Source organism: Halomonas sp. A3H3, assembly GCF_000982975.1.
GTDB classification, from domain to species: Bacteria; Pseudomonadota; Gammaproteobacteria; order Pseudomonadales; family Halomonadaceae; genus Vreelandella; species Vreelandella titanicae.
In genome coordinates this window covers 4,746,468-4,770,735 of the sequence record NZ_HG423343.1, presented here as the reverse complement: position 1 = coordinate 4,770,735, position 24,268 = coordinate 4,746,468, and the positions used below count along the sequence as shown (strand labels likewise).

The window sequence follows — 24,268 nt, the reverse complement described above, 5'->3', positions numbered from 1 at the left end:
TTAATCCGCACCATCCATCTCTTGCTCGCGCTGGGCAAGTTGCCAGCCACCCAGGTCTTTATAGCGATTAACCATCGCGCAAAACAGTTCGGCAGTGCGCTCGGTGTCATAACGAGCGGAGTGAGCGGCTTTGTTGTCAAACTCAATGCCTGCGGCACGACAGGCCCGGGCAAGTACCGTTTGACCATAGACCAGGCCTGCAAGGGTGGCGGTATCAAAGCTTGAGAACGGGTGAAAAGGATTGCGCTTAATGCCGCAGCGATTGACCGCCGCGTTCAAGAAGCCCTGGTCGAACGCCGCATTATGGCCGACTAAAATAGCGCGCGTGCAGTCGTGGGCTTTGATCGATTTACGAATCGGACGGAAAATTTCGCCCAGCGCTTCAGACTCGCTCAGCGCCACCTGGCGACGCAGGGGGTCGTCCAGGTTGATACCGGTAAAATCGAGCGCAGACTGCTCTACATTCGCCCCTTCAAAGGGCTGAATGTGGTAGGCATAGGTAGCATCAGGAAGCAGGTTGCCCTCCGGATCCATGGTCAGCGTGACGGCGGCTATCTCGAGTACAGCGTCGCCTTGGGCATTAAATCCCCCGGTTTCTAAATCAACGACCACAGGCAGGTAACTGCGAAAACGTTGGGCCATTAATTCGCGGGCAATAGCCTCGCTCATGCAGCTCTCCTTGGTTTAAAGCGAGTAATAGTAAAGCGAGTCATCAGTCAACATCAGCGGCAAACCACCGCTTTGAATGGGGAGATTCTAGCAGCTTTAGCCCCCAGGCGTCGTTGACGGTATTCGCTGGGCATTGAGAACGCTATACTCAACGTTAGTCTCAACGGTTTACTCCAACGAGCTATCAAATACGAGCTATCACATTCGCCAGGCACTAGTGGCAAGTGTAGTTTTTACGAATGAACATCTTATGGTCAACGAGGAGCAAAGAATGTCCGATGTCAAAAAGGTTGTGCTGGCATATTCAGGCGGCCTGGACACATCCGTTATCGTTAAGTGGTTGCAAGAAACCTACAACTGCGAGGTAGTGACCTTTACTGCCGACATCGGTCAGGGTGAAGAAGTCGAACCGGCGCGAACTAAAGCGCAAGCGCTTGGCGTGAAAGAGATTTACATCGAAGACTTGCGTGAAGAGTTCGTGCGTGACTACGTCTACCCGATGTTCCGCGCCAATACTATCTATGAGGGCGAGTACCTGCTGGGTACCTCTATCGCTCGTCCGCTGATTGCCAAGCGGTTGATCGAAATTGCCAATGAAACGGGTGCTGACGCTATTTCCCATGGTGCTACGGGTAAAGGCAACGACCAGGTGCGTTTCGAACTTGGCGGCTATGCCCTGAAGCCCGGCGTAAAAGTGATCGCCCCTTGGCGGGAGTGGGATTTAACTTCCCGCGAAAAGCTAATGGCGTATTGCGAAGAGCATAAAATTCCGGTCGATTTTTCTAATAAAAAGAAAAAATCGCCCTACTCAATGGATGCCAACCTGCTGCACATCTCCTATGAGGGCGGCATTTTGGAAGATCCCTGGGCCGAAGCTGAAGACGATATGTGGCGCTGGAGTGTCTCTCCTGAAGCCGCGCCCGACCAGCCCACCTATGTTGAACTGACGTTTGAAAAGGGCGATATCGTGGCCATCGACGGCGAGCTGTTGAAAGCCCATGAAGTGCTCGAAAAACTCAACAAGCTGGGTGGCGACAACGGTATCGGTCGTTTGGATATTGTTGAAAACCGCTACGTGGGCATGAAATCTCGTGGCTGCTATGAAACGCCAGGGGGCACCATTATGTTGCGTGCTCACCGTGCCATTGAGTCGCTCACCCTAGACCGCGAAGAAGCCCACCTAAAAGATCAGTTGATGCCGAAGTACGCAGAAGTGATCTACAACGGTTACTGGTGGAGCCCTGAGCGTCGCATGCTGCAGGCGGCCATTGACGAGACCCAAAAGAATGTAGCGGGTGTCGTGCGTATGAAGCTCTACAAAGGCAGCGCTACCGTAGTGGGACGCAAATCCGATGAGTCGCTGTTTGATGAATCAATCGCTACCTTTGAAGATGATGCTGGCGCTTACAATCAGAAAGATGCCGAAGGCTTTATTAAGTTAAACGCGCTGCGTTTGCGCATTGCCGCAGGCAAGGGTCGTAAGCAGAGCTAATGAAGCGCTGATAAAAGCAGCTTATATCTTGCAGGGTGGCCATCTCCTTGCCGCCCTGCAAGCAAAGGAGCCATTATGCTTAAGAAATTATTTTCCGGTCTCTTCGGTAGTGATCGTCAGGCTGAGCCAGGTGCTACCACCAAAGCTGCTGAGCCGGTGGAATACAAAGGTTACGAGATTGTCTCTCAGCCAGACAATCAGAGCGGTCAGTACCGCGTCAGTGGCTGGATTCGCAAGGCCGACGCCAGTGGTGAAACTCTTGAGCACCGCTTTGAGCGTTCCGATATGCTCCCAGGGCGAGAGGCCTGTGATGCCATGATGATCACCAAAGCGCAGCGCTATATTGATGAAGTAGGTGAAGCGATGTTCGAGCCAGACCCGCGCAGGGCAGGCGAGGGCGAGTAGCAACAACGCCATCATATCATTCTAGTAAAGGAGAGGCGTATGCGTTTAGTACACCAAGCCTCACCCTGGCGCTCTCTGTTCCATGAGGATGGAACGCTTAATACCTCGGCGCTTAATGCGCCGTTAGATCATCTCTTCTCGAAACTCTTCTCTACATTCCCCTCGCCGCAAACCTCATTAGCTGACGTCTATGCGTGGCAACTGCCGCTGGTCGAAACGTTGGTGCATTATGATTTACCCGCCTGGCGTATTAGCCAAATCATCAGCGACCACAATGCTTTACTTTATCGTCAGGCTATTGCGCAATCCCTGGACGAAATGCAGGCGCAGGGGTGGGGCGCTCCGCCAGTCGACTACTGCATACTGCTACTAGGTTCCGCGGCGCGTTTTGAGAGCCTGCTAGGCCCCGACCAGGATAATGCGCTGATTATTGACGATTATCCTGACCATCGCCACGTAGAGATCGACGGCTACTTTCAAGCGCTGGGCGAGCGGTTTACCCAGCGCCTGGATGAGGCCGGTATTCCGCTCTGCAATGGCCATGTCATGGCGCGATGGCCGATGTGGCGCAAACGGCTGAGTGAGTGGCACGCGCAGCTAGACATTTGGAGCGCTGACCGCCGGGTAAAGCGCGTACAACAGACTAATATCTTACTCGATTTTGCCCCGGTCGCTGGTAATCCGGCGCTTGCTAAGCAGTTGGGTGAGAGCATCGCTTCGACACTTCCCAAAGCGCCACTGTTTATGGATGAAATGGCGGCGCTACTGGATGAGCTGCCGGTGGCGCTGGATCGCTTTGGGCGGTTTGCCTCAAGCCCGGGCCTGGATGCCCCTCACGAACAAGCCCTTAATCTTAAGCATCAAGGCTTGTTGCCGTTGATTAGCGCTGCACGCTTACTCTGCTTGCGGTACGGGCTGCGCGATATACCCACCCGCGAGCGATTGATCGCGCTAAGCCATGCAACGGATGCGCTAACGTCGGCTGAATCGGCGTTGCTTGTAGCCGCTTTTGAGCGACTGCAGCAGCGCCTATTGGATCAGCAGCGGTATAACAAAGCTCGCGGTCAGGCTGCAGATGGCTGGGTTGACCTGCGGCGCCTGCGCGAAGACGAGCGATTACTGCTGAAGTTTGATCTACAGCAGATTAAACGTTTGAGTGCTAGCGCTCAAAGCAGCGTATAAAATAAATCAGCTAGCGTCGGTATAAACAAGCGAGCGCGCTTTAGAAGCCGCTTGGAGCATGACGTCGGATGGAAAATCTAGAGGAGAAAATTGACTCTCTGCGGCCTCCACATCATTAAGTAACTTACCTAATGAGCCTATACGCTGATTGATAGCATCTTCAATAAAGCGCCCAAGCCTGATTTCATTCTTCATGAGTTCGGCACTAATCCCCAGGATGGTAGGCATTAGCGAGAATAAACCCGCGATAAAGCTTTCCTGTTCATCGAGTCTACGTTGGTCGGCCATCATTTTACATGCAAATGCCCGGGTTAACCCTTTGATAAGGTTAAGTTTGCTCACAGGGCTGTTGTCAGCGAGCATAACAATAGTAACTAGGGTACGTAGCTCCCTCAGCCCTATAATATGTAAACAATCAATCAGTTTCGTCGTGGGACGACGTGAGCCCTTCTCCGCGGAGTTTGCGCGCTTGAATATTGCGCTCAGTAAGTAAGGATCCCTAGCCACTAACGTACTGATTTCAGAGAGACGCACATTGTCACTATACAGTGCGGAGAGTAGCTGCATTTGATTGGCGCGTGACGTTGAGAGACGAGCTGTTTGAGTTAGTTGGGTTTTGGGGCGCTCATAAAAATAGCCCTGGAAAAGAGTAAAACCTAGCGCTTTACACTGCTTGAACTCTTCCTGTGTCTCAACTCGTTCAGCCAGAAGTGTAATCCCTTCTTTGTGTAGCTTTTTTATTAGTTTTTTAGGTAAGTCGTTGGATATGTCAAATTTGACGATGTCGCAGAAGGGCAGAAATGCATGGTTATGTTCATCTAGGATAAAATCATCTAACGCTAATTTATACCCTTGGCTTTTAATGTAGTGCAAGGCATCAATAACTTCTTTAGTAGGTGAAGTATCCTCGAGAACCTCAATGACTATTTGTTGACTAGGTAGCCCAGTCAGGTCTGGATTGGTGAGCCAGTCTGCAGAAGCATTAATAAACAGCTGGCGTGTGCCGCAAAGTTTATCCAGGCCAATTTCATAGACAGCAATAGCACATGCTCTGGCGGTGGCTTGGACATTATCAAAAACGTTAGCAGTCTGATTCGTTTCATTAGCCCGATAAAGAAGTTCATCGGCGACATGACGTAGCTGAGCATCCACTATTGGCTGGATCGCAATAGTGTACTCATTTGTATTCGCTTTTTGAGGAAGGTGACACTCATTTTTCATCGGCTCATCCACGACATGCTTCTTCAGGCGAAAGTAGAACTCTGGAGTAAAGAATAACTTAGTTTTAGTGAGCAAGGCTAGCCGTTGTCACCAATAAGGAATCAACGCTTTATGTTGGAGGCGCAGCGGGGAGTTCTAGCGTTAAGCAGGCACCGCCTAAGGTTTTAGCATCCTCGACCCAAAGCCGTCCCCCCAGGTGGGCGATAATGCCCCGGCTAATCGGTAGTCCTAAGCCGCTGCCCCTTGGCCGACCACGGGGAATATCATCGCCTTGCTGAATTTGATGGAATTTTTCAAATACCCGCTCACGCTCATCTTCGCTAATACCCGCACCGTTATCCTCTACGCTCAGACGGAAATGACGGCGATGACGATAAAGCGTGAGGCGCACTTTTGGCTGCTCCCGATCGGCAAACTTACCCGCGTTATCAAGCAGGTTAATAATCACCTGTTCTAAACGGTCATGATCGCCAACCACCATCGCAGGGTCAGCTTCTAAGCTAACGTCTAGCACTATGCCGCGCTCCTCATGCAGATGCGCAATAGCATCAATGCTATGCCGAGTCAGGGCGGCAAGATCAAGAGGAACGGGGTTAAGCGTTAAACGGCCGCTCTCCAGACGGGCAAGATCCAGAATTTCTTCAATTAAACGTGACAGGCGCTGGCTCTCGTGGACGATCACGCCAAGAAAATGCTGACGTTTTTCATCAGGCAGTTGGCTGCTATCGCGCAATATTTCGGCAAAGGCGCGAATCGAGGTGAGCGGCGTGCGTAGCTCGTGGCTGACCATGGCGACAAACTCATCTTTCAAGCGATCCAGCTCACGCAGGCGCTCATTGGCACTACGCAGTTCTTCGCCAATTTGCACCAGCTCCTGAGACTTCTGCTCCAAACGGCGGTTGTACTCCAGAGTTTGTGAGGTCGTGTCCAGAATGCTCAGAATCGACTCAATATCCAGTGCTTCGCCGCGTACCACCGAGTTGATCAATACTCGCGCTGAGGAGCTACCCAACGCCCCCGCCAGTGCCTGTTCGGCGCGAGTAATCAGCTCCGCGGTGGCTGGCTCGTCCGCTGCATAAGCGCTTTTGGTTCCGCTATGGCTGAATACGCGGCGGGTGGTCGGGGTGCCAAGATAGCGAACGAGTAGTTCTTTGAGTGCACCCTGGGTAGTTTGCCCGCGCCATAGTGATGTAGACAGTGAGGTGGTTTGCAAATTGGGGTGCATCGCTTCGGTGAACAGTGCCGCCTGAGTTTGCTCAAGGGGTGTAGGGCGGGTAAACAGCGATACCCCCACCAATAGCCCCACGTTGGCCAACATGCTCCAGAGCAGCGAATGGGTATAAATATCCCAATTTTCGAGCCCGAATAAGCTGTAGGGCACTAGCCAACCGATACCCCATGGCCCCTTGGTGAGCAGTGCTGTATCCAACCAACCGGATTGAGCAAACCCGGGTAGCAGCAGGGTATAGCACCAGATTAAGAACCCGGCGATTAAACCAACGGTGGCGCCTTGGCGAGTAGCGCCACGCCAATAGAGTCCAATCAAAAGCGCTGGAGCAAACTGCGCGGCCCCAGCGAAGGAGACCAAGCCAATAGTGACAAGGCTATAGGAGTCACCAATCAGAGCATGATAGAGATAGCCAAGCAGTAGAATCAGCACGATAGCGATGCGCCGAATACCCAACAGCCAGCCGGCAAGCTCCCCTTTGGTACTCAGGTGCAGGCGCCGTGAGCGAAGCAGCAGTGGCATCACCAACTGATTGCTAACCATAGTGGAAAGCGCGATTGTCTCCACAATCACCATGCCTGTCGCCGCAGACAGACCACCAATAAAGACCAGTAGCGGCAGCCCTTCTAAACCAGCTGAGAGCGGCAGCGTGAGTACGAAGCTGTCTGGATCACCTGCGCTTACGCCTAACAGCAGGCCAGCCAGCGCAATGGGAATAACGAACAGATTAATCAGCAGCATGTAGAGGGGGAATAGCCAGCTTGCTCTGGCTAAGTGCTGCTCATCGACATTCTCCACCACCAATACCTGGAATTGGCGAGGCAAGGTTAAGAAGGCCAAAAAGGCCAGCACCAGCATGCCCACCCAGCCGGTGACCCCACCAGGAACACTATTCAACCGCATGCTATCGACAAGGGCCGGCGTGGCCGCTACCTGGGCAAACAGCGCGGCGGGGCCTTCAAACATCACAAACACCACGAACACGCCAACGGCCATAAAGGCTACCAGCTTAACGATAGATTCCACGGCGATCGCTGCCACCATGCCTTCATGGCGCTCGCTGGCATCCAGGTGGCGTGTGCCAAACAGAATAATAAACACCGCCAACACCAGGGCGACCCAGAGGGACTTATCCATCCAGAAGTGTTCATCCACCAACGTAGTGTCGGCCGCGCGGGGATAATTGATCAGTACCGCATGGCTAACAGTGATGGCTTTTAACTGCAGGGCAATATAGGGGGTGATGCTAATCAGCGCCATTAGGGCAACCAGTGCGCCTAAACTGGTGCTTTTGCCGTAGCGGGCACTGATAAAGTCGGCAATTGAGGTGATCCGTTGCCGCGCTGCAATGCGCACCATCTTGCGTATAACAAAAGGGGCCAACAGCATCGCCAGCGTCGGCCCCAGATAGATGAGCATAAAACTGGGGCCATACTCAGTGGCGCGCCCTACGCTGCCGTAGAACGTCCAGGCCGTGCAGTAAACAGCAATAGAAAGGGCATATACCGTTGGCGAGCCAATGATGGAACGACCCTGCTCTGCCCGCCGGTCGCCCCAGGCGGCGACCACAAACAGCAGCGCCAAGTAGCCAAAAGCGGTGCCGAGGATAATCGCCTCACTACGCATGGTTAGCGGCCTGCACGCTGTTCCATCAGCCAGGCGGTTAAGCCGATCACCCCAGCCCAGGCGATAAATAGATAGAGCGGTAGCCAGCCCACGCTAAACGCGGGAAGGCGATCCACCACGATAATCAGCGGCGGGCAGAACAGTAGCAGGGCAATCGCCACCAGAGCCATTAGGCGCTCTGTTTGGCGTGATTTAACACCGAACGGTTTCATTAGGCACTGGCATCCTGTCGGTCGAAGGCGTTGGCTTGCAGCGCTAACAACTGCTCAAGGGTATCGACGCCGCGGGCTTCTAGGCGTGGCAGCAAAGCTAGCCATAGCTCGGCGGTAACACGAGCATCGCCTAATGCAGTGTGGCGGGTGCCCGGCGGAAAAGCCAGATCATAGCGCTGGGCAAGGCTATCCAGATCATGCCCATCGAGTGCTTCGTCCAGTGCCCGTGAAATCAGTAGGGTATCGATCACAGGGATATCAAAAACGACCCCTTTGTGGCTAATGGCAAGCAGATCAAAGGCGGCATTATGGGCCAGCAAGACGGCTTCGCCGACATAATCACGAAAGCGGGTAAGCACAATATCCAGCGGTGGCGCACCGATCACATCGGCATCGGTAAGGCCGTGAATCGCGGTGCTAGCCGGCGGGATCGGCCGCTGCGGATCAACTTTTTGATCGAAGACCTCGCTTGCCAATAAACGGGCGTTGACCACGCGGCAGGCGCCAAGACTGATGACGGTGTCGCCTCGGCGTAGCTCAAGCCCGGTGGTTTCCGTATCAAAGGCGACTATTTCCAGGCTGCGCAGTGTTCGGCTGGCCAGCGCTTCATCTGGTGGAGGCAGGTCGGCAATGCCAAAGTCATGGAATTCAGGGCGCGGCGGGGCGGTTTCTCGTGGGGCGCCGACGCGCTCCATGGCGGGCAGGGGGAGTCGCAGACGTGAATGAACGCCGTCATCGTCGGCAAGGCTCCAGATGTCGCTGGCGTGTTGGCGCAGCACATCCGCGACGCTTGGCGTCAATGGCAGGGAGTTTAGCGGCTGCTGGCGCCACTCCGCCAGTTCGTGTTCAGGGATTGCTTTGCCGCGCCAAATAAGGTCGAGATAGACGCGCTTATTGCCCAGGCACATCTCACCCTCAAAGCCACTGTCAGGCAGATGGGTATTGAGGTATTTGACTAAAGAGTCGAACAGCGCAATGAGTGCCGGAGCGTCGCCTTTAAACCAGGCTGGCATGCCCACCGGGGTGATTAGGCGGTGCTCCGGATCAAGACGCTCATCCAACGCTTGCCAGAAATCGTTTGACCACATGGGCGTCAAGCGCTCGCCCTGGTGTTGCATGTCGTCGAGTAGCTGGCCGATTTTAGCCACGTTGTCGCCAAGCGTAACGCCTTCCTCGTGGATTACCCGCTCAAAACGCTGGCGTAAAGAGGATGTACTGGCGTCATTTTGATCGCGCAGCTGTATCAGCGCATCAGCAGCGCTGGTCAGGCTGGCGGTATGCTGGCGAAGCGGGGTCAGCATGGCCGCCAGTTCCGCTCTAACGCCCATTTCGCTCGACCAAGAGGCGGTGGCGTCACTAAAAGTCAGCAGTGTTTCGCCATCGCTACCCGGTACGCGGCGTAAAATGACTTTGAGCCAGCGGTCATCACAGGGAGCGAGTAACTCGCGCGGGGAGCCGTCATTAGGCAGTTGACCGAGCATTTGTTGTAAGCTTGCTACTGGCAGCAGCGCCTCCAGGCGTTTACCCAGCCCTAACCCGGTATTACCCTCAAAGAAGTCCTCGGCTGCCTGATTGAACAGCATGAGCCGGCGGTGGTGATCACACAGTAGCAGCGGTGTTTCGAGCACTTGCAGCAGCGTTTCCAGCTCCTGACGAATACGTGCAGCGCTGCGGGCGCCGTCAGCGTGAGCGGTGGCAAGGCGACTGCGATCTGATCGCCAACTTTCGCGTACTCGACGTAGGTCGGGCCCCAGCCCTTTTAGCCAACCTTCGGGTGGGTGCTCGTCTCGGGCGTCCGGGTTGGCGACCAGGCGTGCCAGCTGCACCTGTAAATGGCGCAGCGGGGTAAACAGCATGCGCTCAAGCAGTAAACCGACTAAAAAAATCGTCGCGCCACCGGAGAAACTGCCTAGCCAGAGAGCGATGCGCGTTACGCCTGTGGGAGCAAGCTTGGCATCCAGCCAAGCGGCGAAAATGGCTCCACCCAGCAGGCTGATGCCGCTAAGTAGCAACCAGAGGCCAATCAGGCGCTGACGCTTGGGCAGCCCGCCTCGGGTCATGGCTGCTCCTCAATCAGTAGCGCTTTGACTTTTTCGACCAGCGACTGAGTAGAGAAGGGCTTGGTGATGTAATCATCGGCGCCCAGCGCCATGCCTTTTTCCCGCTCAACGTCACGCCCGTGAGCGGTCAACATAATAATGGGGAGCTGGGCGGTAGCCGCTTCGCTCCGCAGTCGCTCTAAAACGTCAAAACCGCTAATCCCCGGCAGGCTAATATCAAGTAGCAGTAGATCAGGCTGGCTATCATTCACTCTTGCCAGGGCCTGTTCACCATCTTCGGCAGTGACGACCTCAAACCCTGCTTGCTCCATCAAGAACTCTAGCGATAAAACAATGTTGGGTTCGTCATCGACGACGAGCACTTTGGCCATTGAGCTCTCCTGCTTTTATTTGTTTTAACGTTTATCTGTTTTAAAGCGGTATGGCTGCAGTCTAGATATATCTAGCCGGTCAGCCAAGACGACCTTGGCCGAATGCATGCAAGTTCAGGGTGCTATTGCAAAAGAGCTAGGGTTTGCACGAAAAGTCGGCGAGCGAAGACTAGACAAGGCAAAAATCAACGAGAAAGCGGAGTTTACGGGGTGTAAATGAGCATTTCGATCGGACTCGCGCACGAGGCGATTTTTAACGCAGTATTGTCGAGCGCAGGCAGTTTTCGTACAAAGCCTAGTAAGCGCGCTTTGTTACACTGCACACCTCTGTGCCATTGCTTAACATGTTATGGCGTTCCACTGATCTGGCTGTTAGGGCTGTAAATGCGCGTTCTCCTGTTATCTGCCTACGAGGCGGTGAGCCATCGCTACTGGGCACAAAGTTTAATGGCGCAGCTTGAGGAGGTGTCGTGGACGCAGTTGAGCCTGCCGCCACGACATTTTGCTTGGCGTATTCGTGGCAATCCGCTGAGCTGGATGCTCAAAGAGCACGATACTCTCAGCCAGTCGTTTGATGTAGTGCTAGCCACTTCGATGGTTGATCTGGCAACGCTGGTAGGGCTGTTCCCGCATCTGGGTCGAGCAAAAAAGGTTGTCTACTTTCATGAAAACCAGTTCGCCTATCCTGAGTCGAGCGATCAAATGCCACAAGTAGAGGCCAAAATGGTCAATCTCTATACGGCGCTGGCGGCGGATAGCGTGGTGTTTAACAGCGCCTATAACCGTGACTCCTTTATTGATGGCGCGCGAGCTTTTTTGAAAAAAATGCCGGAAAACCTTCCGGCAGCTAAGCCATTAGAAGCGATACGCGAGCGGGCTATGGTATTGCCGGTGCCCATTCCTGATAGCACAGCCCCTGAAAACTTAGCCCCTGAAAACTTAGCACCTGAAAACGTAGAGCTTGAAAACTTAGCATCTAAAAACTTAGCACCTTGCCAGCAAACGGCTTTTCAAAAAATGGTGCCACAGCGAATTATCTGGAATCACCGCTGGGAGTATGACAAAAATCCCGACGACTTCTTCACCGTGTTGTTTGCGTTAAGCGAAGCCGGTGTAGCGTTTGAACTGGCGGTGCTTGGTCAGCGTTTCCGCCAAGTCCCCGCTATTTTTGCCGAGGCCGAGCAGCGCTTAGCCAAGCATATTGTGGCTTGGGAGCCACAGCCGGAGGAGGCCTACCGTGAGTTGTTGGATAGCGCGGATATTGTGGTTTCGACCACTTGGCATGAATTTCAGGGGTTGGCGATCATGGAGGCGGCCCAGCGCGGGGCGTTGCCGCTGGTGCCTGATCGGCTCTGCTTCCCGGCGCTTTATCCGCCTGCCTATCGCTATGACGGTACCCGGGAAGGGCTTTACGACCGGCTCAGTGCTTGGCTTAACGATCCAGCGACTCGCCCTGAACTACTTGATACTACCGCTTGGGAGTGGCCCGCTTGGCGTGAGGCTTACCGCCAGTTGCTGATGAGTTCGACTTGATGGCCTAGCAGCCTGTCGGACTTAACACTGATCTACTGCGAATCCCGGTATTTTGGCCAACTTTATTCGATCGATTTCGTTAAATAGCGCGCTATTCGCCTCAATCGATCGATAAATTTGGCTCAAAATCCGTGCTTCTCGCGACGATCGGTCAAGCCCGACAGGCTGCTAGCCGTTAAGCAAGTTCGGTTTTGTCTTTATAGTCGCACAGATCCTCGATAATGCAGCTACCACAGCGGGGTTTGCGCGCGATACAGGTGTAGCGGCCGTGCAGAATTAGCCAGTGGTGAGCATCGTGCAGAAACCCTTTTGGCACATGGCGCAGCAGTTTTTGCTCCACCTCAACGACATCTTTGCCTTTAGCGATGCCGGTGCGATTGGATACCCGGAAAATATGCGTATCCACCGCCATGGTGGGCTGACCAAATGCCGTGTTGAGAATCACATTGGCAGTTTTACGGCCTACGCCGGGTAAGGCTTCCAACGCTTGGCGGGTGTCGGGCACTTCGCCACCGTGCTGATTAACGAGGATATGGCAGGTTTTCATCAGGTTTTCGGCTTTGGTGTTGTACAGGCCGATGGTTTTGATATGCGCTTTAAGCTCATCGATACCTAAATCAATGATCGCTTGGGGTGTGTTAGCGACCGGGTAGAGCCGCGCCGTGGCTTTGTTGACGCCTACATCGGTGGCTTGAGCAGAAAGCAGTACGGCAGCCAGCAGCTCAAAGGGCGTGTTCCAATTAAGCTCGGTGGTGGGGTGCGGGTTCTCTGCCTGAAGGCGAGCAAAGATTTCATGACGCTTTTGGGCATTCATGGCGGGTCTCTTAATAAATACGCGTTATAAATACAAGCAGTTGCTTACATGTGTACTTTCGGCATCTTGCCAACTATTTAATCGTGCCGGTAACCCGTACGCGGCGCTCAGTTCGGGGTGCTGCCGCGACTGGCTTGGCACGGGCAGCATTGCGTTGATCGATAACGTTTTTCAGCGCGATTAACAGGCCCGCCACAAAGAACGCGCCGGGCGGCAGCACGAAAAACAGGAACTGGTAGTCGTCGGCAATCGTCAGCTGCCAACTGGCCGCTTGCGGCCCAAACAGTAGCGCCATATCGCTAAACAGCGTGCCTTGGCCCAGCAACTCGCGCAGAGCGCCAAGTAACACCAGTACCGCAGCAAAACCCAACCCCATCATAAAGCCATCAATGGCCGCTGGAAGCACCGGCTGGCGGGAAGCAAATGCATCGGCTCGGCCAAGAATGGCGCAGTTGGTCACGATCAGCGGAATAAAAATCCCCAATACCTGATAGAGCGGGTAGGCGTAGGCGGCCATGAGCAGTTCAGCGCAGGTAACAAAAGCTGCAATTACCATTACGAAAGCGGGCAAGCGCACCGCGCTGGGCACCTGGTGACGAATCAGCGAAATCGCCGTGCTGGCGCCTACCATTACCAGTAGCGTAGCCAGCGCCAGCCCCAGCGCATTGACGACATTTCCACTCACGGCTAGCAGCGGGCAAAGTCCCAGCAGTTGCACCAGCGCGGGGTTATTCGACCAAAGGCCGCTTTGGGCTAGTTCGCGCCACTGGCTCATAAGGTGGGCTCCTCAAATGACATCGGTAGCGGTGTATCGGCGGCGTACTGAAGCGCTTTATGGACAGCGTTGACCACGGCTCGGGGCGTAATCGTTGCACCGGTGAACGCATCAAAGTGACCGCCATCTTTAGCTACCGCCCAGCCTTCTGGTGGCAAGCTATCTAACCTTAAACCATTAAACCGGGTGATCCAGTCGCTGCGGCTGCGCTCAATGTCATCGCCTAGCCCAGGCGTTTCCTGGTGCTGGGTAACGCGCACGCCGCTGATACGCTGGTGCTCATCAATGCCAATCAGTAGGTGGATTTTGCCGTTATATCCCTGGCGGGTTACCACCGGCAAGATCACTGCGCTGCTTCCGTTTCGGCTCGGGTTATTGTTCTCGCTGCCACTTACCCACCAGCCTTGGCTATCACTCGCCAGCCCTAGCGCTTGTGGGTTGGGAAGGGTAAAGGTGCTCTCCAGTACCTGGGTGACGGGGGTATTCGCCAGCGCTTGGGGCAGTACTTCCTGCAACTGGCGGTGTTGGTAAGCCAACTGATGTGTCTCTATACGTTCGGCGGTTAGCGCGCGGGTAAGCGCGACACTGCCGGCGGTAATCAGTGCAAAGGTGCCCAGCGCGAAGGCGCCACGCCGCATGGCCTGGAGCAGCGTCATGGCTGTTCTCCTGGCTTACCCGGTGAAGCTTTTTGCTGGCCAGTGGGCCGCGGCACGCTATATATATCCAGTAATGGTACGCACAGGTTCATCAGTAAGACCGCAAACGCCACAGCATCGGGGTAGCCGCCAAAGGTGCGAATAATGATAACCAGCGCACCGATCCCCGCGCCATAAATAAGTTTGCCGCGTTGGCTGGTGGCAGCGGAGACCGGGTCGGTGGCAATAAAGAACGCCCCGAATAGCGTTGCCCCGGTGAGCAGGTGAAACAGCGGTGAAGCAAAGTGGCTGGGGTCGCTGAGATAAAACAGCGTGTCCAGTAGTACTAGGCTGCCAAGCATCGCGATCGGAATATGCCAACTAATAATCCGCTTCGCTAACAACACCACACCACCTACTAGCCAAGCAAGTGCTACCCATCGCCAGGCAGTTAGGGTTCCATTCGGCAGTGGGTTAGCCGCCCAAAACTCGCTGGCAAGCACGGCGTCCCCTTTGTGCTTAAAAGCATCTAGCGGTGTTGCGCCGCTCAAACTATCTAGTTGGGCGGTCGGTAGAGTTCCGGTGATTTGCGCCCATAAATCATTAGGTAGCATTTCCTGGGGCGGTGCCCATAGCGTCATGTAGGTAGGAAACGACACCAATAGCAGCGCATAGCCCACCATGGCGGGGTTAAACGGGTTATGCCCCAAGCCGCCGTATAGCTGCTTGGCGACTACAATTGCCGCGATCATACCCACGCCGACAAGCCACCAGGGGCTAGCGGGTGGCAGTGACGTGCCCAGCAAAACGCCGGTAAGCAGGGCACTTGAGTCATTCAGCGTCACACGAATGGGGCGCTTGCGTAGCCGTAGCACGGCGGCTTCAAGCGCAATACCAAAAGCGGCGGCTAACAGTACATTGCTGATAACTCCAAGGCCAAAGAAGTAGCTCATGGTGGCGATGCCTGGCAGGGTTGCTGCAATTACCCAGCGCATTAAGCTTGCCGTTGGTGGCACCGCGGTTGCCGTCATGGCATCTTTAACGCCTGAGGCGTGCATCATGCTCATGGCGACTCCTCGCTAGACTGCTGTTCGCGCGCCTGGGCAAGCTGCAACTCGGCTGCTTTCAAGTTCTCCTGGGCGGTGGCAAGCTGCATTTCTAAGTCATCCAGGGATTGTTTAGGATCTTCCTGAGCGACGCGCGCCAGGGTTTTTTCAGCCTTTTTGACCGATGCTTTGGCGGCGGCATGGGCGATGCGCAGACCGCGTAAGTCGACCTTTTCGCTGTTGGTTGCGGCAGTGTTAGAAGGGCGCCGCTGCTGCGCCTGGCGGGCTTGCTTGCGTGCCTGTTTCTCAGCCTCCTCCCGAGCAAGCCGCGCTTGGCGAAACTCAAAACGGTGCTTGGCGTGCTCCGCTTTTGCTGTCTCAATTCGCTGCAGGCGTAACCGGCTTTTAGCTTCCCGGTAATCCACCACGAGCGGAATATGGCTGGGGCAGACGTAGCTGCAGGCACCGCACTCAATGCAATCAAATAGGTGGTAGCGCTCAAGCTTGGCATCATCCTGAGCGCGGGCGTACCAGTGCAGCTGTTGGGGCAGCAGTGCTACCGGGCAAACGCTTTCACACTCACCGCAGCGAATGCAGGGCGATTCTGCTGGGGGCGGCGGTAACTCTTCAAGCGTGGCCGCGATTAAGCAGTTGGTAAGCTTAGTGACCGGCGTATCGAGCGTTAGCAGTGGCGCGCCCATCATGGGGCCACCTTGAATCACTTGGTGTAACTCTGGGGTATTTAACCCTGCCTGCTCCAGCAGCTCTCTAACCGATGTGCCCAGACGCACCCAGCGATTGCCGGGCTGGGTGATGGCCTCTCCAGTCAGCGTGACCACCCTGGAAACCAGCGGCTGACCATCGCGCACTGCGTGTAGTATCGCCAGTAGCGTGCCTGGGTTGTGGCACAGCACGCCAACATCAGCAGGCAGCCCGCCACTGGGTACGTTGAGGTCTAGCAGTTTTTTAATCAGTTGTCGTTCGCCGCCGCTGGGGTAGCGGGTGGCGATCACGGCCAGCTCGACGGGGACTGGCTGACTATTGGTTAGGGCTTGCTTCAGCGCGTCAATGGCCTCGGGTTTGTTATCCTCGATGCCAATAACGATATGCTGCGCGCCACACAGTTTGGCGATTATCTGTGCGCCTTCAAGCACCTCGTTAGCGTAGTGGCGCAGGGTAAGATCATCGGCGGTGATATAGGGCTCGCACTCGGCGGCGTTAATCACCAGGGTGTGAATCGTATGTTGTTCGACCACCCGCGCTTTAATATGGGTGGGAAACCCGGCGCCACCTAAGCCGACGATGCCGCTCTCGTTTAAACGCTCAAGCAGCGCGTGGGGTTCGACATTTTGCCACACCAATGGTGGCAGTCTAAGCCACTCATCTTGCCCGTCACCCTCAATGCTGATTTGGGTAGTGCTAACCTCGCTCACCGTACCGCTAATACTGGCGTGCAGGGCACTAGAGACCATACCTTCACGTTTGGCAATCACGCTGCCCACTTTTACCGCATTTCCTTGCGCCACACAGGGCTTCGCTGGCTGACCGCTGTGCTGCTGAAGGGGGAGAGTGACCCGGCGGGGCAGTGGCGCTTCAATCAGCGCGGATTGGTTTGAACGCTGTTTGCGTTCGGGGGGGTAAATCCCTCCCGGGAAGTCAAAGGCGTTCGACATCAAGACACCCCTGAAGCGGGTTGGCGGTCGCTGGCAATCATGTTTGATGAGTGCGCCACTACCGGCTGCCACTGGGTGAGCGGGGCTGAGCGTGGCAGCATATCGATACAGTCCACGGGGCAGGGGTCAAGGCAGAGATCGCAGCCGGTGCACTCGTCTTCAATCACGGTATGCATTAATTTAGCCGCGCCGATAATCGCATCGACCGGGCAGGCCTGGATGCACTTGGTGCAGCCAATGCACTCCGCTTCGCGAATAAATGCCACCTTGGCTTCGCTTTGCGCTTCGCCATCCAGGGGCTCGGGGTCGCGCCCGAGAAGATCGGCAAGGGCGTGAATCGTCGCTTCGCCACCCGGAGGGCATTTATTCAGCGCATCACCCTGGTTAATGGCTTCAGCGTAAGGGCGGCAGCCTGGGTAGCCGCACTGGCCGCACTGGGTTTGCGGCAGTAGCGCATCAATTTGCTCAACTAGCGGGTTATCTTCGCGCTTAAAGCGCTCGCTCACCAAGCCCAGCAGGGCGCCAAAACCGATACCCAAGCCGGTTAATACCGCGACGGCGCTGAGGATTCCAATGATGCTATTCATTGCGCGCTGCCTTCATCCCTGCACCAACCCTGAAAACCCTAAAAATGCTAACGACATAAGGCTGGCGGTGACCATAGCAATCGCGGCGCCTTGGAAGGGTTTGGGAATATCCGCCCCCGCTAAACGTTCGCGCATCGCGGCAAACAGCACCAAAATAAGCGAGAAGCCCAGTGCTGCGCCCAATCCATAAAGGATGGTGTGGAAAAAGCTTAATTCACGGTTTAACGACAGCAGGGCTACACCCAATACCGCGCAGTTGGTGGTGATCAGCGGCAGGAAAATGCCCAGCACCTGGTGCAGCAGCGGACTCAGTTGGCGCACCATGATTTCGGTAAACTGCACCACGGCGGCGATCACCACGATAAAACTAATGGTACGCAGGTAGGTTACATCCAGCGGCACAAGCAGGCCGTGATAAACCACGAAGCTAGCGGCCGATGCCAGAGTCAGCACAAAGGTAGTGGCCAGGGACATGCCCATGGCCGACTCCAGTTTATTGGAGACGCCCATAAACGGGCATAGGCCCAAGAACTGAACCAGTACGAAGTTGTTGACCAGGGCAGTGCTGATCAAAATGATAAATAACTCACTCATGACAGCGTATTGTGCGAAGAAAAGGCGGCGCTGGCTAGTGGGAGGCAAGGAAGTTTGATGTGTGAAAAACCTATGCAGGAGGAAGTTTGAATAAAATTGCCGCTATAATAAAAATGCAAAGGGCAGAGCGCTTTTGAGTCTCTGCCCTTTAACCTGCTTACCGCTTATGCGACGGGTTAGGTTACCCGCTGACCCGGCTCGGCACCTGCATCGGGAGAGAGCAGGTAGATGCCATCTTCGTTAGCAGAGGCCAGCACCATGCCTTCCGATACGCCGAAGCGCATTTTGCGCGGAGCCAGGTTGGCGACCATGACCGTTAAGCGGCCTTCCAGGGCTTCCGGGGCGTAGGCGGAGCGAATGCCGGAGAAGACGTTGCGGGTTTCGCCACCCAGGTCGAGGGTCAATTGCAGCAGTTTGTCGGCGCCTTCTACGTATTCGGCTTTGGCAATACGCGCAATGCGCAGGTCGACTTTAGCAAAGGCGGCAAAGTCGATTTCCTCGGCGATAGGCTCTTCCGCCAGCGGGCCTTTGGGCGCTTCTTTCAATTTTTGCTCTTCCACGAGATCTTCCTTCGACGCTTCAATCATGGCATCGATTTTATCGCGTTCAACGCGTGTCATCAGCGGTTTGAATTTATTGATTGGGTGATCAGTGAGTACGCTTTGACGAGTGTGCCAGTCCAGCGACTCAACGTTAAGAAAAACACGGGCCTCTTCAGCCATGGCGGGTACCACAGGAGCCAAATAAACCATCAACTGGCGGAACAGATTAATGCCTACCGAGCATATCTCAAGCACCTCTGTGTCACGGCCATCCTGCTTGGCCAGCGCCCAGGGTTCTTTATCAGCAATATAGGTGTTGGCTTCATCCGCCAGTTCCATAATTTTGCGCATTGCCCGGCTAAATTCCCGGGCTTCAAAGTCTTCGGCAATATCATCACCGGCGGCAATAAAGCGGGCGACCATCTGTGGCTCAGCGCAGTGGCTTGAGAGGCTGCCACTGCCGAGCTTTTTAACAAAACCGGCGCAGCGGCTGGCAATGTTGACCACCTTGCCGACTAAATCTGAATTTACCCGCGCGGCAAAATCGTCCAAATTCAGATCCAGGTCATCAACTTTGGAAGTAAGCTTGGCGGCAAAGTAGTAGCGCAGGTATTCCGGGTTGAGATGGTCGGCGTAGGTGGCGGCTTTAATAAAGGTGCCGCGGGATTTCGACATCTTGGCGCCGTCTACCGTCAGGAAACCGTGGCAGTTGACGGCGGTGGGGGTGCGCAGATCCGCGCCATGCAGCATGGCGGGCCAGAAGAGCGCGTGGAAGTAGACGATATCTTTGCCGATAAAGTGATATACCTCGGCATCAGAGCCTTTGTTCCAGTAGCTGTCGAAGTCGATACCTTCGCGGTCACACAAGTTCTTGAAGCTGGCCAAATAGCCAATTGGCGCATCCAGCCAGACATAAAAGTATTTGCCCGGGGCATCGGGAATTTCGAAGCCGAAGTAGGGCGCATCCCGGGAAATATCCCACTCGTTAAAGCCAGACTCAAACCACTCCATCAGCTTATTGCGGATTTGCGGCTGCACATGGCCGTCGTCAATCCAGCCCTGCAGGAAGTCGGCAAAGTCAGGCAGTTTAAAGAAGTAGTGGGTCGATGTACGTACTTCGGGCGTTGCGCCTGAAATGGCTGAAACGGGGTTGATCAAGTCGGCGGGAGTATAGGTAGCGCCGCACTTTTCGCAGTTATCGCCATACTGGTCTTCAGCGCCACATTTAGGGCAGGTGCCTTTAATAAAACGGTCAGCCAGAAACAGGCCTTTCTGGGGGTCAAACATCTGCTCGATATCACGGGTGGCAATATGGCCTTTATCCCGTAAGCGCTTATAAATCATTTCGCTGAAGTGGCGGTTTTCAGCGGAGTGGGTCGAGTGGTAATTGTCGAACCCAACGCCAAAACGGGCAAAGTCTGTTTGGTGATCGTTGGAAACCCGCTCAATCAGGGCTTCAGAGGTAATACCTTCCTGCTCGGCACGCAGCATAATGGCGGTGCCATGGGCGTCATCGGCACATACGTAGTAGCACTGCTGGCCACGGCTTTTCTGGAAACGTACCCAGATATCAGTCTGGATATACTCAAGTAAGTGACCGAGGTGAATGGCTCCGTTGGCGTAAGGGAGCGCGCTAGTCACCAAAATGTTGCGCGTGGCGGTAGTAGACATGGTGAAGGTTAATTCCGAGTGAATAAGGGTGCCGGTCAGGCGATGGTAAAAAAGACGGCGAAGTCGCTAAACGCTTCGCCGATACCGTTACGTCCTAGCAACGATTAATAAAGCGCTTGCTCTTCTTGAACGACTTCACGCAGCAGTTCTAAAAAGAGCTTATCAGCCTCAGAGTGTTCAGCCGGATCTTCCGGTATATGCACGCTGGTGGTATCGGAAATTTCGTTGGCAATCCGCGCCATCACCGCAGGGCTATTGCCTTCGGTCAGTTGTTCTCTGGCAATCGCCAGTGATTGCTCAAGGATCTTTGGGTCTTGCAGCAGCTTACGAATAAAGCCACGTAGCTCGTTGATGATACGTGTTTTCTGAATTTCTGAACCGGACATGGGGGTCTCCTTAGGATCGCAATTGACGACAGCGCCATGCGAAACCAATCAATGCATCGACCATAGCATTTTTTCCGCCAACGGGCATGAATTGCCCGTTATTAAAATGGCAGCTTAAAACGCTGATTTAGAGCGTCAGTCGCCCTGCCTTGTGTTTAACAGGGTTCGCGTACTGGGCAAGCCAGTAGGGGCGCAGAGGCTCCGGCACTTCGGCAAGCCGGGCATTAAAGCGTTCACGGTCTTGTCGAGTGATGGCTTTGCGTGCCACCAGCTCCGGTGCTTCGCCCAGCGCCTCTAAAGCCAAATAGTGACTGGGGAACAGTCGATAGCCACCAATCACCTGGCGGTCAATCTCAGCAGCGACTTCGTCGGGCGTGGCCATATCAGAACCTACCGGTGTGCCAAAGTGCAGCCGTACACGCCCTTTGGAGCCGGTAATGCCGGCTACAATGGAGCGAATATCTTCAAACTCACTTTTAGCGTAGCTACCCAGTGTGTCGATATCGTGCAGCTCCTGGGCTTTTTGGACATCGCAGGGGTCGTATTCATAGCTAATCGATACCGGCACCAGCTTTAACTCAGCAATTGCCTCGCCAAATACCATGTCTCGTTCTGCGGCTCGCCTGGCCATGATCAACATTTTGATAATGGCGGGCTCAGTGTGATCGATGCCGTTCTTGGCCCGCCCTTCCCGCTGTGCCATCCAGATTGAGTGCTGGTCTTCGGTAATGGTATGGCGAATATAAGCGGAAAGTTGCTGGTATGCTGCCAGCATAGCCCGCTTACCTCGGGCGCTGCGTGGCACGATAAAGCTTTTATTAAGCCGCATTAGATCTGTGACATAGGGCTTTTTAAGCAGATTGTCACCGATCGCGATACGCACGGTGTCGCGGTTTGCTTGATACAGCGCATAGTTGACGAACGCGGGATCCAGCGAGATATCGCGGTGGTTACCTATGAACAGGTAAGCGCCGTTGGCGTCGAGTTTGTCGAGGCCGGTAACTTCAAAGGCATCCGTGGTGGTGCGAATCATGCGCTCCATGTAATGGGCAATACGCATTTGAAACTCATAAACCGTCGTTACGTCTTTGACTTCACGACGTACGGCACGGCTGGCAAAAACACGCGCCAGGGATGGTGCCCAGCGCGCCATGCGCGGCAGCCGAAAGCGGGTCAGTGCATCCAGCAGCTCGTTGTCCCGTGAGAGTCTGGCCAGCACATCGGCCACTTCATGATCCATAAAGGGCCGAATATCGGCCCACGGGTCTGTCTCGGTAGAGGCGTTGGTAGCGTTGTTGTGATGAGTCATGCGAACCGTTGGATGATAAATAGTAAATATCGATTAATAACATCGAGGCGAAAAGACGACTTCGGATAACAGTCTTGAATGACTATAGAGCCCTTACTGCGTCGCGGGTTCCCGCTGTGTCTCGCCGCCAAGCCACTCTATCAAGCGTGGAATATCGGTAGATAGCGCCTGCGCCATTAGAATAAAGTCTGTTTCCAGACGGGCAAGCGCGTCGTCTCCGTCGTCAGCGTGATCGGCTTCTTCAATCAAGGCATCGCCAAAGCGCAACGATTTCAGCGCCAAATCATCGTGTAACACACAACTTAGCCGTCCTTCCAGGCTAATCGCGAGTTTACTGGCTTGGCGGCCGGTCTCAAGCAGTTGCTGAATTTCATCGCTGTCTAAATCGACCTGACGAGCGCGCAGTACACCGTCATCACCTTTAGCTTTGAGTTCAACCTGGTCACCAAGCTGAAGATCGGCCGGGCGACTGGCCGCGTCACCTAGCCAAGTGGTCATGGCGCGAATAGGCAGCGTCTGTGAACTCAGTGGGGTGACTTTTAGGCTGCCCAGGGTTTCGCGAAGCAAATCCAGAATATCTTCGGCGCGGGTGCGTGAACTGGCATTGATGCCTATCATCTGGCCGCGAATGTCCCACCAAAGATCAATTTTCTGACTACGCACAAAAGCGCGGGGCAATAAATTCTCGGTTACCTGCTCTTTTAACGCGGTCTTCTCTTTGCGGGTCACTTTGCGGCCTTCGCTGGCCTCAATATCCGCCACCTGCTCATCGACTTCCTCTTTTACAACAGAGGCGGGCAGTAGGCGCTCTTGACGCAGCGCTGAAAGCAGCCGATGTGATTGAATTTCGTGAACAAGCTGCCCTGCGCCCAAACGTCCAGCAGGTGCAGTCCAGCCCAGGCGGCGTGCGTCGGCGTTGCCGAGTGGTTTGGCGGCATGCTCTTGTAAAGCGCTAGCGAGCTCATCGCTGGATAATTCGGGCGCGTCGTGCAGGCGGTATAAATGCAAGTGCTTAAACCACATGGAGCCAATCCTGTTTAAAAGGTGGCACATTATGGCGAAAGCGGGGCATTCCTACCAGCGGCTGTCACCAATCGTCTCTGTTGCACGTGTTTCAAACTTGTGTTTGATTGAATCGTTGCCAATCACTATAGAGGAGTCGATATGAGTGCATCGCTGTCGCGAGTTCATTTACGCGTTAGAGGCTATCATCTGGATGGCTATGGGCATGTCAATAACGCTCGCTATCTTGAGTTTATGGAAGAAGGGCGCTGGGACTTCTTTGATCAACACCCAGAGATGATCAAAGAGCTCCATCAGGCCGGGCGGGCATTCGTCGTCGTCAATTTGAACATTGATTATCTGGCCGCTGCCCGCCAAGGGGATGATTTGGAAGTGATGACCGGGATCATCGACGTTGGTGAGCGCAGCGGGCTTTGCCACCATCGTATTGTTCGTAAAAACGGTGGGCGTAAGGATGGCACCGTCATCGCCCGTGCGGATTTAACCTTCGTGCTACTCGATATGCGCGCCAATAAGGCCGCTGCAATCGAGGGCGAGGTGCGTGAAGCGTTGGCTGCATTAACCTTGGGGAAAGAGGCATTTAGCGTCTAAACGGCTTTGGTGAGCTCCCTGGCTGCCCTTGCTGCTTTTGCGGTGGTATGATGTCGCAGTATTTGCGCGCCGCTCTATGGTAATTTCAGAGCGGTGTTTACCAGCGCTTTCAACTCTCGCAGTGCCAATGCAGTGCAAAGGATCTGACTTTCATGGGTGACATCGCCAGAGAAATCTTGCCCGTCAATATTGAAGACGAGCTTAAACAGTCGTATCTCGACTATGCGATGAGCGTCATTATCGGCCGCGCGCTTCCAGATGTGCGGGATGGCCTTAAACCGGTTCACCGGCGTGTGCTGTTTGCCATGCATGAACTGGGTAATGATTGGAATAAACCGTACAAGAAGTCGGCGCGTGTCGTCGGCGATGTCATCGGTAAATACCATCCGCACGGTGATAGCGCGGTATACGACACTATCGTACGTATGGCGCAGCACTTCTCGATGCGCCATGTCCTGGTCGACGGTCAGGGCAACTTCGGTTCTATTGATGGGGATAACGCGGCCGCCATGCGTTATACCGAGGTGCGTATGTCGCGCCTTGCCCACGAACTGCTTGCTGACCTTGAGAAAGATACCGTCGATTGGGTGGATAACTACGACGGTACCGAGCGTATCCCCGCC

The 24,268-nt window shown here is 54.7% G+C and carries 23 protein-coding genes; 6 read left to right on the top strand and 17 right to left on the bottom strand.

Features of this window, described 5'->3' with window-relative positions:
- Window positions 1-669 (bottom strand): ribonuclease T, encoded by a 669-nt coding sequence (gene rnt / locus HALA3H3_RS21690; protein ID WP_009286574.1) that lies wholly within the window; start codon window positions 667-669, stop codon window positions 1-3.
- A 271-nt stretch (window positions 670-940) separates the two neighbouring features.
- On the opposite strand from rnt, the gene HALA3H3_RS21685 reads away from it, so the two are divergent.
- From HALA3H3_RS21685 to HALA3H3_RS21675, 3 genes are all read left to right on the top strand, one after another.
- On the top strand, window positions 941-2,161 hold the full coding sequence (locus tag HALA3H3_RS21685; protein ID WP_022523653.1) for an argininosuccinate synthase: 1,221 nt from the start codon (window positions 941-943) through the stop codon (window positions 2,159-2,161).
- A gap of 75 nt (window positions 2,162-2,236) precedes the next feature.
- The gene (locus HALA3H3_RS21680) at window positions 2,237-2,566 is read left to right on the top strand and encodes an HlyU family transcriptional regulator (RefSeq protein ID WP_022523652.1); all 330 of its coding nucleotides are present in this window, start codon (window positions 2,237-2,239) and stop codon (window positions 2,564-2,566) included.
- Between the two features lie 39 nt (window positions 2,567-2,605).
- The gene (locus tag HALA3H3_RS21675; RefSeq protein ID WP_022523651.1) at window positions 2,606-3,748 is read left to right on the top strand and encodes a DUF294 nucleotidyltransferase-like domain-containing protein; all 1,143 of its coding nucleotides are present in this window, start codon (window positions 2,606-2,608) and stop codon (window positions 3,746-3,748) included.
- Between the two features lie 6 nt (window positions 3,749-3,754).
- Here the strand turns inward: HALA3H3_RS21675 and HALA3H3_RS21670 are convergent, their stop codons facing one another.
- From HALA3H3_RS21670 to HALA3H3_RS21650, 5 genes are all read right to left on the bottom strand, one after another.
- Complete coding sequence (locus HALA3H3_RS21670; protein ID WP_238326100.1) at window positions 3,755-4,981, bottom strand: EAL and HDOD domain-containing protein; 1,227 nt, start codon at window positions 4,979-4,981, stop codon at window positions 3,755-3,757.
- Window positions 4,982-5,078: 97 nt separating this feature from the next.
- Entirely contained in the window at window positions 5,079-7,823 is a 2,745-nt protein-coding gene (locus tag HALA3H3_RS21665; protein WP_022523649.1) for an ATP-binding protein, read from the bottom strand.
- Window positions 7,824-7,825: 2 nt separating this feature from the next.
- Window positions 7,826-8,035, bottom strand: coding sequence for a hypothetical protein (locus tag HALA3H3_RS21660; RefSeq protein ID WP_022523648.1), 210 nt, complete (start codon window positions 8,033-8,035; stop codon window positions 7,826-7,828).
- Window positions 8,035-10,095 (bottom strand): 3'-5' exonuclease, encoded by a 2,061-nt coding sequence (locus tag HALA3H3_RS21655; RefSeq protein WP_022523647.1) that lies wholly within the window; start codon window positions 10,093-10,095, stop codon window positions 8,035-8,037. The genes HALA3H3_RS21660 and HALA3H3_RS21655 overlap by 1 nt, the downstream gene beginning before the upstream one ends.
- On the bottom strand, window positions 10,092-10,466 hold the full coding sequence (locus HALA3H3_RS21650; RefSeq protein ID WP_022523646.1) for a response regulator transcription factor: 375 nt from the start codon (window positions 10,464-10,466) through the stop codon (window positions 10,092-10,094). The genes HALA3H3_RS21655 and HALA3H3_RS21650 overlap by 4 nt, the downstream gene beginning before the upstream one ends.
- A 384-nt stretch (window positions 10,467-10,850) precedes the next feature.
- On the opposite strand from HALA3H3_RS21650, the gene HALA3H3_RS28020 reads away from it, so the two are divergent.
- A complete protein-coding gene (locus HALA3H3_RS28020; RefSeq protein WP_022523644.1) occupies window positions 10,851-11,999 on the top strand; it encodes a tRNA-queuosine alpha-mannosyltransferase domain-containing protein in 1,149 nt (382 codons plus the stop codon).
- A 175-nt stretch (window positions 12,000-12,174) separates the two neighbouring features.
- On the opposite strand, the gene nth is transcribed toward HALA3H3_RS28020, so the two are convergent.
- The 11 genes from nth to HALA3H3_RS21590 form a co-directional block, all read right to left on the bottom strand.
- A complete protein-coding gene (gene nth, locus HALA3H3_RS21640) occupies window positions 12,175-12,813 on the bottom strand; it encodes an endonuclease III (protein ID WP_009286578.1) in 639 nt (212 codons plus the stop codon).
- A 73-nt stretch (window positions 12,814-12,886) separates the two neighbouring features.
- Window positions 12,887-13,588 (bottom strand): electron transport complex subunit E, encoded by a 702-nt coding sequence (locus HALA3H3_RS21635; RefSeq protein WP_009286579.1) that lies wholly within the window; start codon window positions 13,586-13,588, stop codon window positions 12,887-12,889.
- On the bottom strand, window positions 13,585-14,244 hold the full coding sequence (gene rsxG, locus HALA3H3_RS21630; protein ID WP_009286580.1) for an electron transport complex subunit RsxG: 660 nt from the start codon (window positions 14,242-14,244) through the stop codon (window positions 13,585-13,587). Before rsxG ends, HALA3H3_RS21635 begins: the two co-directional genes overlap by 4 nt.
- Window positions 14,241-15,290: an RnfABCDGE type electron transport complex subunit D gene (locus tag HALA3H3_RS21625; RefSeq protein WP_009286581.1), complete on the bottom strand. Its 1,050-nt coding sequence runs from the start codon at window positions 15,288-15,290 to the stop codon at window positions 14,241-14,243. Before HALA3H3_RS21625 ends, rsxG begins: the two co-directional genes overlap by 4 nt.
- Window positions 15,287-16,942 carry an electron transport complex subunit RsxC gene (gene rsxC, locus HALA3H3_RS21620; protein WP_053857062.1) on the bottom strand — a complete coding sequence of 552 codons (1,656 nt, stop codon included), beginning with the start codon at window positions 16,940-16,942 and terminating at the stop codon, window positions 15,287-15,289. Before rsxC ends, HALA3H3_RS21625 begins: the two co-directional genes overlap by 4 nt.
- A complete protein-coding gene (rsxB, locus tag HALA3H3_RS21615; protein WP_022523642.1) occupies window positions 16,942-17,529 on the bottom strand; it encodes an electron transport complex subunit RsxB in 588 nt (195 codons plus the stop codon). Before rsxB ends, rsxC begins: the two co-directional genes overlap by 1 nt.
- Window positions 17,530-17,541: 12 nt before the next feature.
- On the bottom strand, window positions 17,542-18,123 hold the full coding sequence (gene rsxA, locus HALA3H3_RS21610; protein ID WP_022523641.1) for an electron transport complex subunit RsxA: 582 nt from the start codon (window positions 18,121-18,123) through the stop codon (window positions 17,542-17,544).
- Between the two features lie 176 nt (window positions 18,124-18,299).
- Window positions 18,300-20,336, bottom strand: coding sequence for a methionine--tRNA ligase (metG, locus tag HALA3H3_RS21605; RefSeq protein ID WP_022523640.1), 2,037 nt, complete (start codon window positions 20,334-20,336; stop codon window positions 18,300-18,302).
- 104 nt (window positions 20,337-20,440) lie between these two features.
- Entirely contained in the window at window positions 20,441-20,722 is a 282-nt protein-coding gene (locus HALA3H3_RS21600; RefSeq protein ID WP_022523639.1) for a hypothetical protein, read from the bottom strand.
- Between the two features lie 127 nt (window positions 20,723-20,849).
- Window positions 20,850-22,031 (bottom strand): 1-acyl-sn-glycerol-3-phosphate acyltransferase, encoded by a 1,182-nt coding sequence (locus HALA3H3_RS21595; protein WP_009286584.1) that lies wholly within the window; start codon window positions 22,029-22,031, stop codon window positions 20,850-20,852.
- 93 nt (window positions 22,032-22,124) lie between these two features.
- The gene (locus HALA3H3_RS21590) at window positions 22,125-23,054 is read right to left on the bottom strand and encodes a recombination-associated protein RdgC (protein ID WP_022523638.1); all 930 of its coding nucleotides are present in this window, start codon (window positions 23,052-23,054) and stop codon (window positions 22,125-22,127) included.
- 141 nt (window positions 23,055-23,195) lie between these two features.
- On the opposite strand from HALA3H3_RS21590, the gene HALA3H3_RS21585 reads away from it, so the two are divergent.
- Window positions 23,196-23,645, top strand: a complete 450-nt coding sequence (locus tag HALA3H3_RS21585) for an acyl-CoA thioesterase (protein WP_022523637.1) — start codon at window positions 23,196-23,198, stop codon at window positions 23,643-23,645.
- A gap of 152 nt (window positions 23,646-23,797) precedes the next feature.
- Window positions 23,798-24,268 (top strand): DNA gyrase subunit A (locus HALA3H3_RS26380; protein ID WP_272946854.1); only part of this gene is annotated, 471 nt, incomplete at its 3' end.

Coding starts and splice junctions, on each gene's coding strand:
- rnt (WP_009286574.1), bottom strand. CDS start 669: ATGAGCGAGGCTATTGCCCGCGAATTAATGGCCCAACGTTTTCGCAGT.
- HALA3H3_RS21685 (WP_022523653.1), top strand. CDS start 941: ATGTCCGATGTCAAAAAGGTTGTGCTGGCATATTCAGGCGGCCTGGAC.
- HALA3H3_RS21680 (WP_022523652.1), top strand. CDS start 2,237: ATGCTTAAGAAATTATTTTCCGGTCTCTTCGGTAGTGATCGTCAGGCT.
- HALA3H3_RS21675 (WP_022523651.1), top strand. CDS start 2,606: ATGCGTTTAGTACACCAAGCCTCACCCTGGCGCTCTCTGTTCCATGAG.
- HALA3H3_RS21665 (WP_022523649.1), bottom strand. CDS start 7,823: ATGCGTAGTGAGGCGATTATCCTCGGCACCGCTTTTGGCTACTTGGCG.
- HALA3H3_RS21660 (WP_022523648.1), bottom strand. CDS start 8,035: ATGAAACCGTTCGGTGTTAAATCACGCCAAACAGAGCGCCTAATGGCT.
- HALA3H3_RS21655 (WP_022523647.1), bottom strand. CDS start 10,095: ATGACCCGAGGCGGGCTGCCCAAGCGTCAGCGCCTGATTGGCCTCTGG.
- HALA3H3_RS21650 (WP_022523646.1), bottom strand. CDS start 10,466: ATGGCCAAAGTGCTCGTCGTCGATGACGAACCCAACATTGTTTTATCG.
- HALA3H3_RS28020 (WP_022523644.1), top strand. CDS start 10,851: ATGCGCGTTCTCCTGTTATCTGCCTACGAGGCGGTGAGCCATCGCTAC.
- nth (WP_009286578.1), bottom strand. CDS start 12,813: ATGAATGCCCAAAAGCGTCATGAAATCTTTGCTCGCCTTCAGGCAGAG.
- HALA3H3_RS21635 (WP_009286579.1), bottom strand. CDS start 13,588: ATGAGCCAGTGGCGCGAACTAGCCCAAAGCGGCCTTTGGTCGAATAAC.
- rsxG (WP_009286580.1), bottom strand. CDS start 14,244: ATGACGCTGCTCCAGGCCATGCGGCGTGGCGCCTTCGCGCTGGGCACC.
- HALA3H3_RS21625 (WP_009286581.1), bottom strand. CDS start 15,290: ATGAGCATGATGCACGCCTCAGGCGTTAAAGATGCCATGACGGCAACC.
- rsxC (WP_053857062.1), bottom strand. CDS start 16,942: ATGTCGAACGCCTTTGACTTCCCGGGAGGGATTTACCCCCCCGAACGC.
- rsxB (WP_022523642.1), bottom strand. CDS start 17,529: ATGAATAGCATCATTGGAATCCTCAGCGCCGTCGCGGTATTAACCGGC.
- rsxA (WP_022523641.1), bottom strand. CDS start 18,123: ATGAGTGAGTTATTTATCATTTTGATCAGCACTGCCCTGGTCAACAAC.
- metG (WP_022523640.1), bottom strand. CDS start 20,336: ATGTCTACTACCGCCACGCGCAACATTTTGGTGACTAGCGCGCTCCCT.
- HALA3H3_RS21600 (WP_022523639.1), bottom strand. CDS start 20,722: ATGTCCGGTTCAGAAATTCAGAAAACACGTATCATCAACGAGCTACGT.
- HALA3H3_RS21595 (WP_009286584.1), bottom strand. CDS start 22,031: ATGACTCATCACAACAACGCTACCAACGCCTCTACCGAGACAGACCCG.
- HALA3H3_RS21590 (WP_022523638.1), bottom strand. CDS start 23,054: ATGTGGTTTAAGCACTTGCATTTATACCGCCTGCACGACGCGCCCGAA.
- HALA3H3_RS21585 (WP_022523637.1), top strand. CDS start 23,196: ATGAGTGCATCGCTGTCGCGAGTTCATTTACGCGTTAGAGGCTATCAT.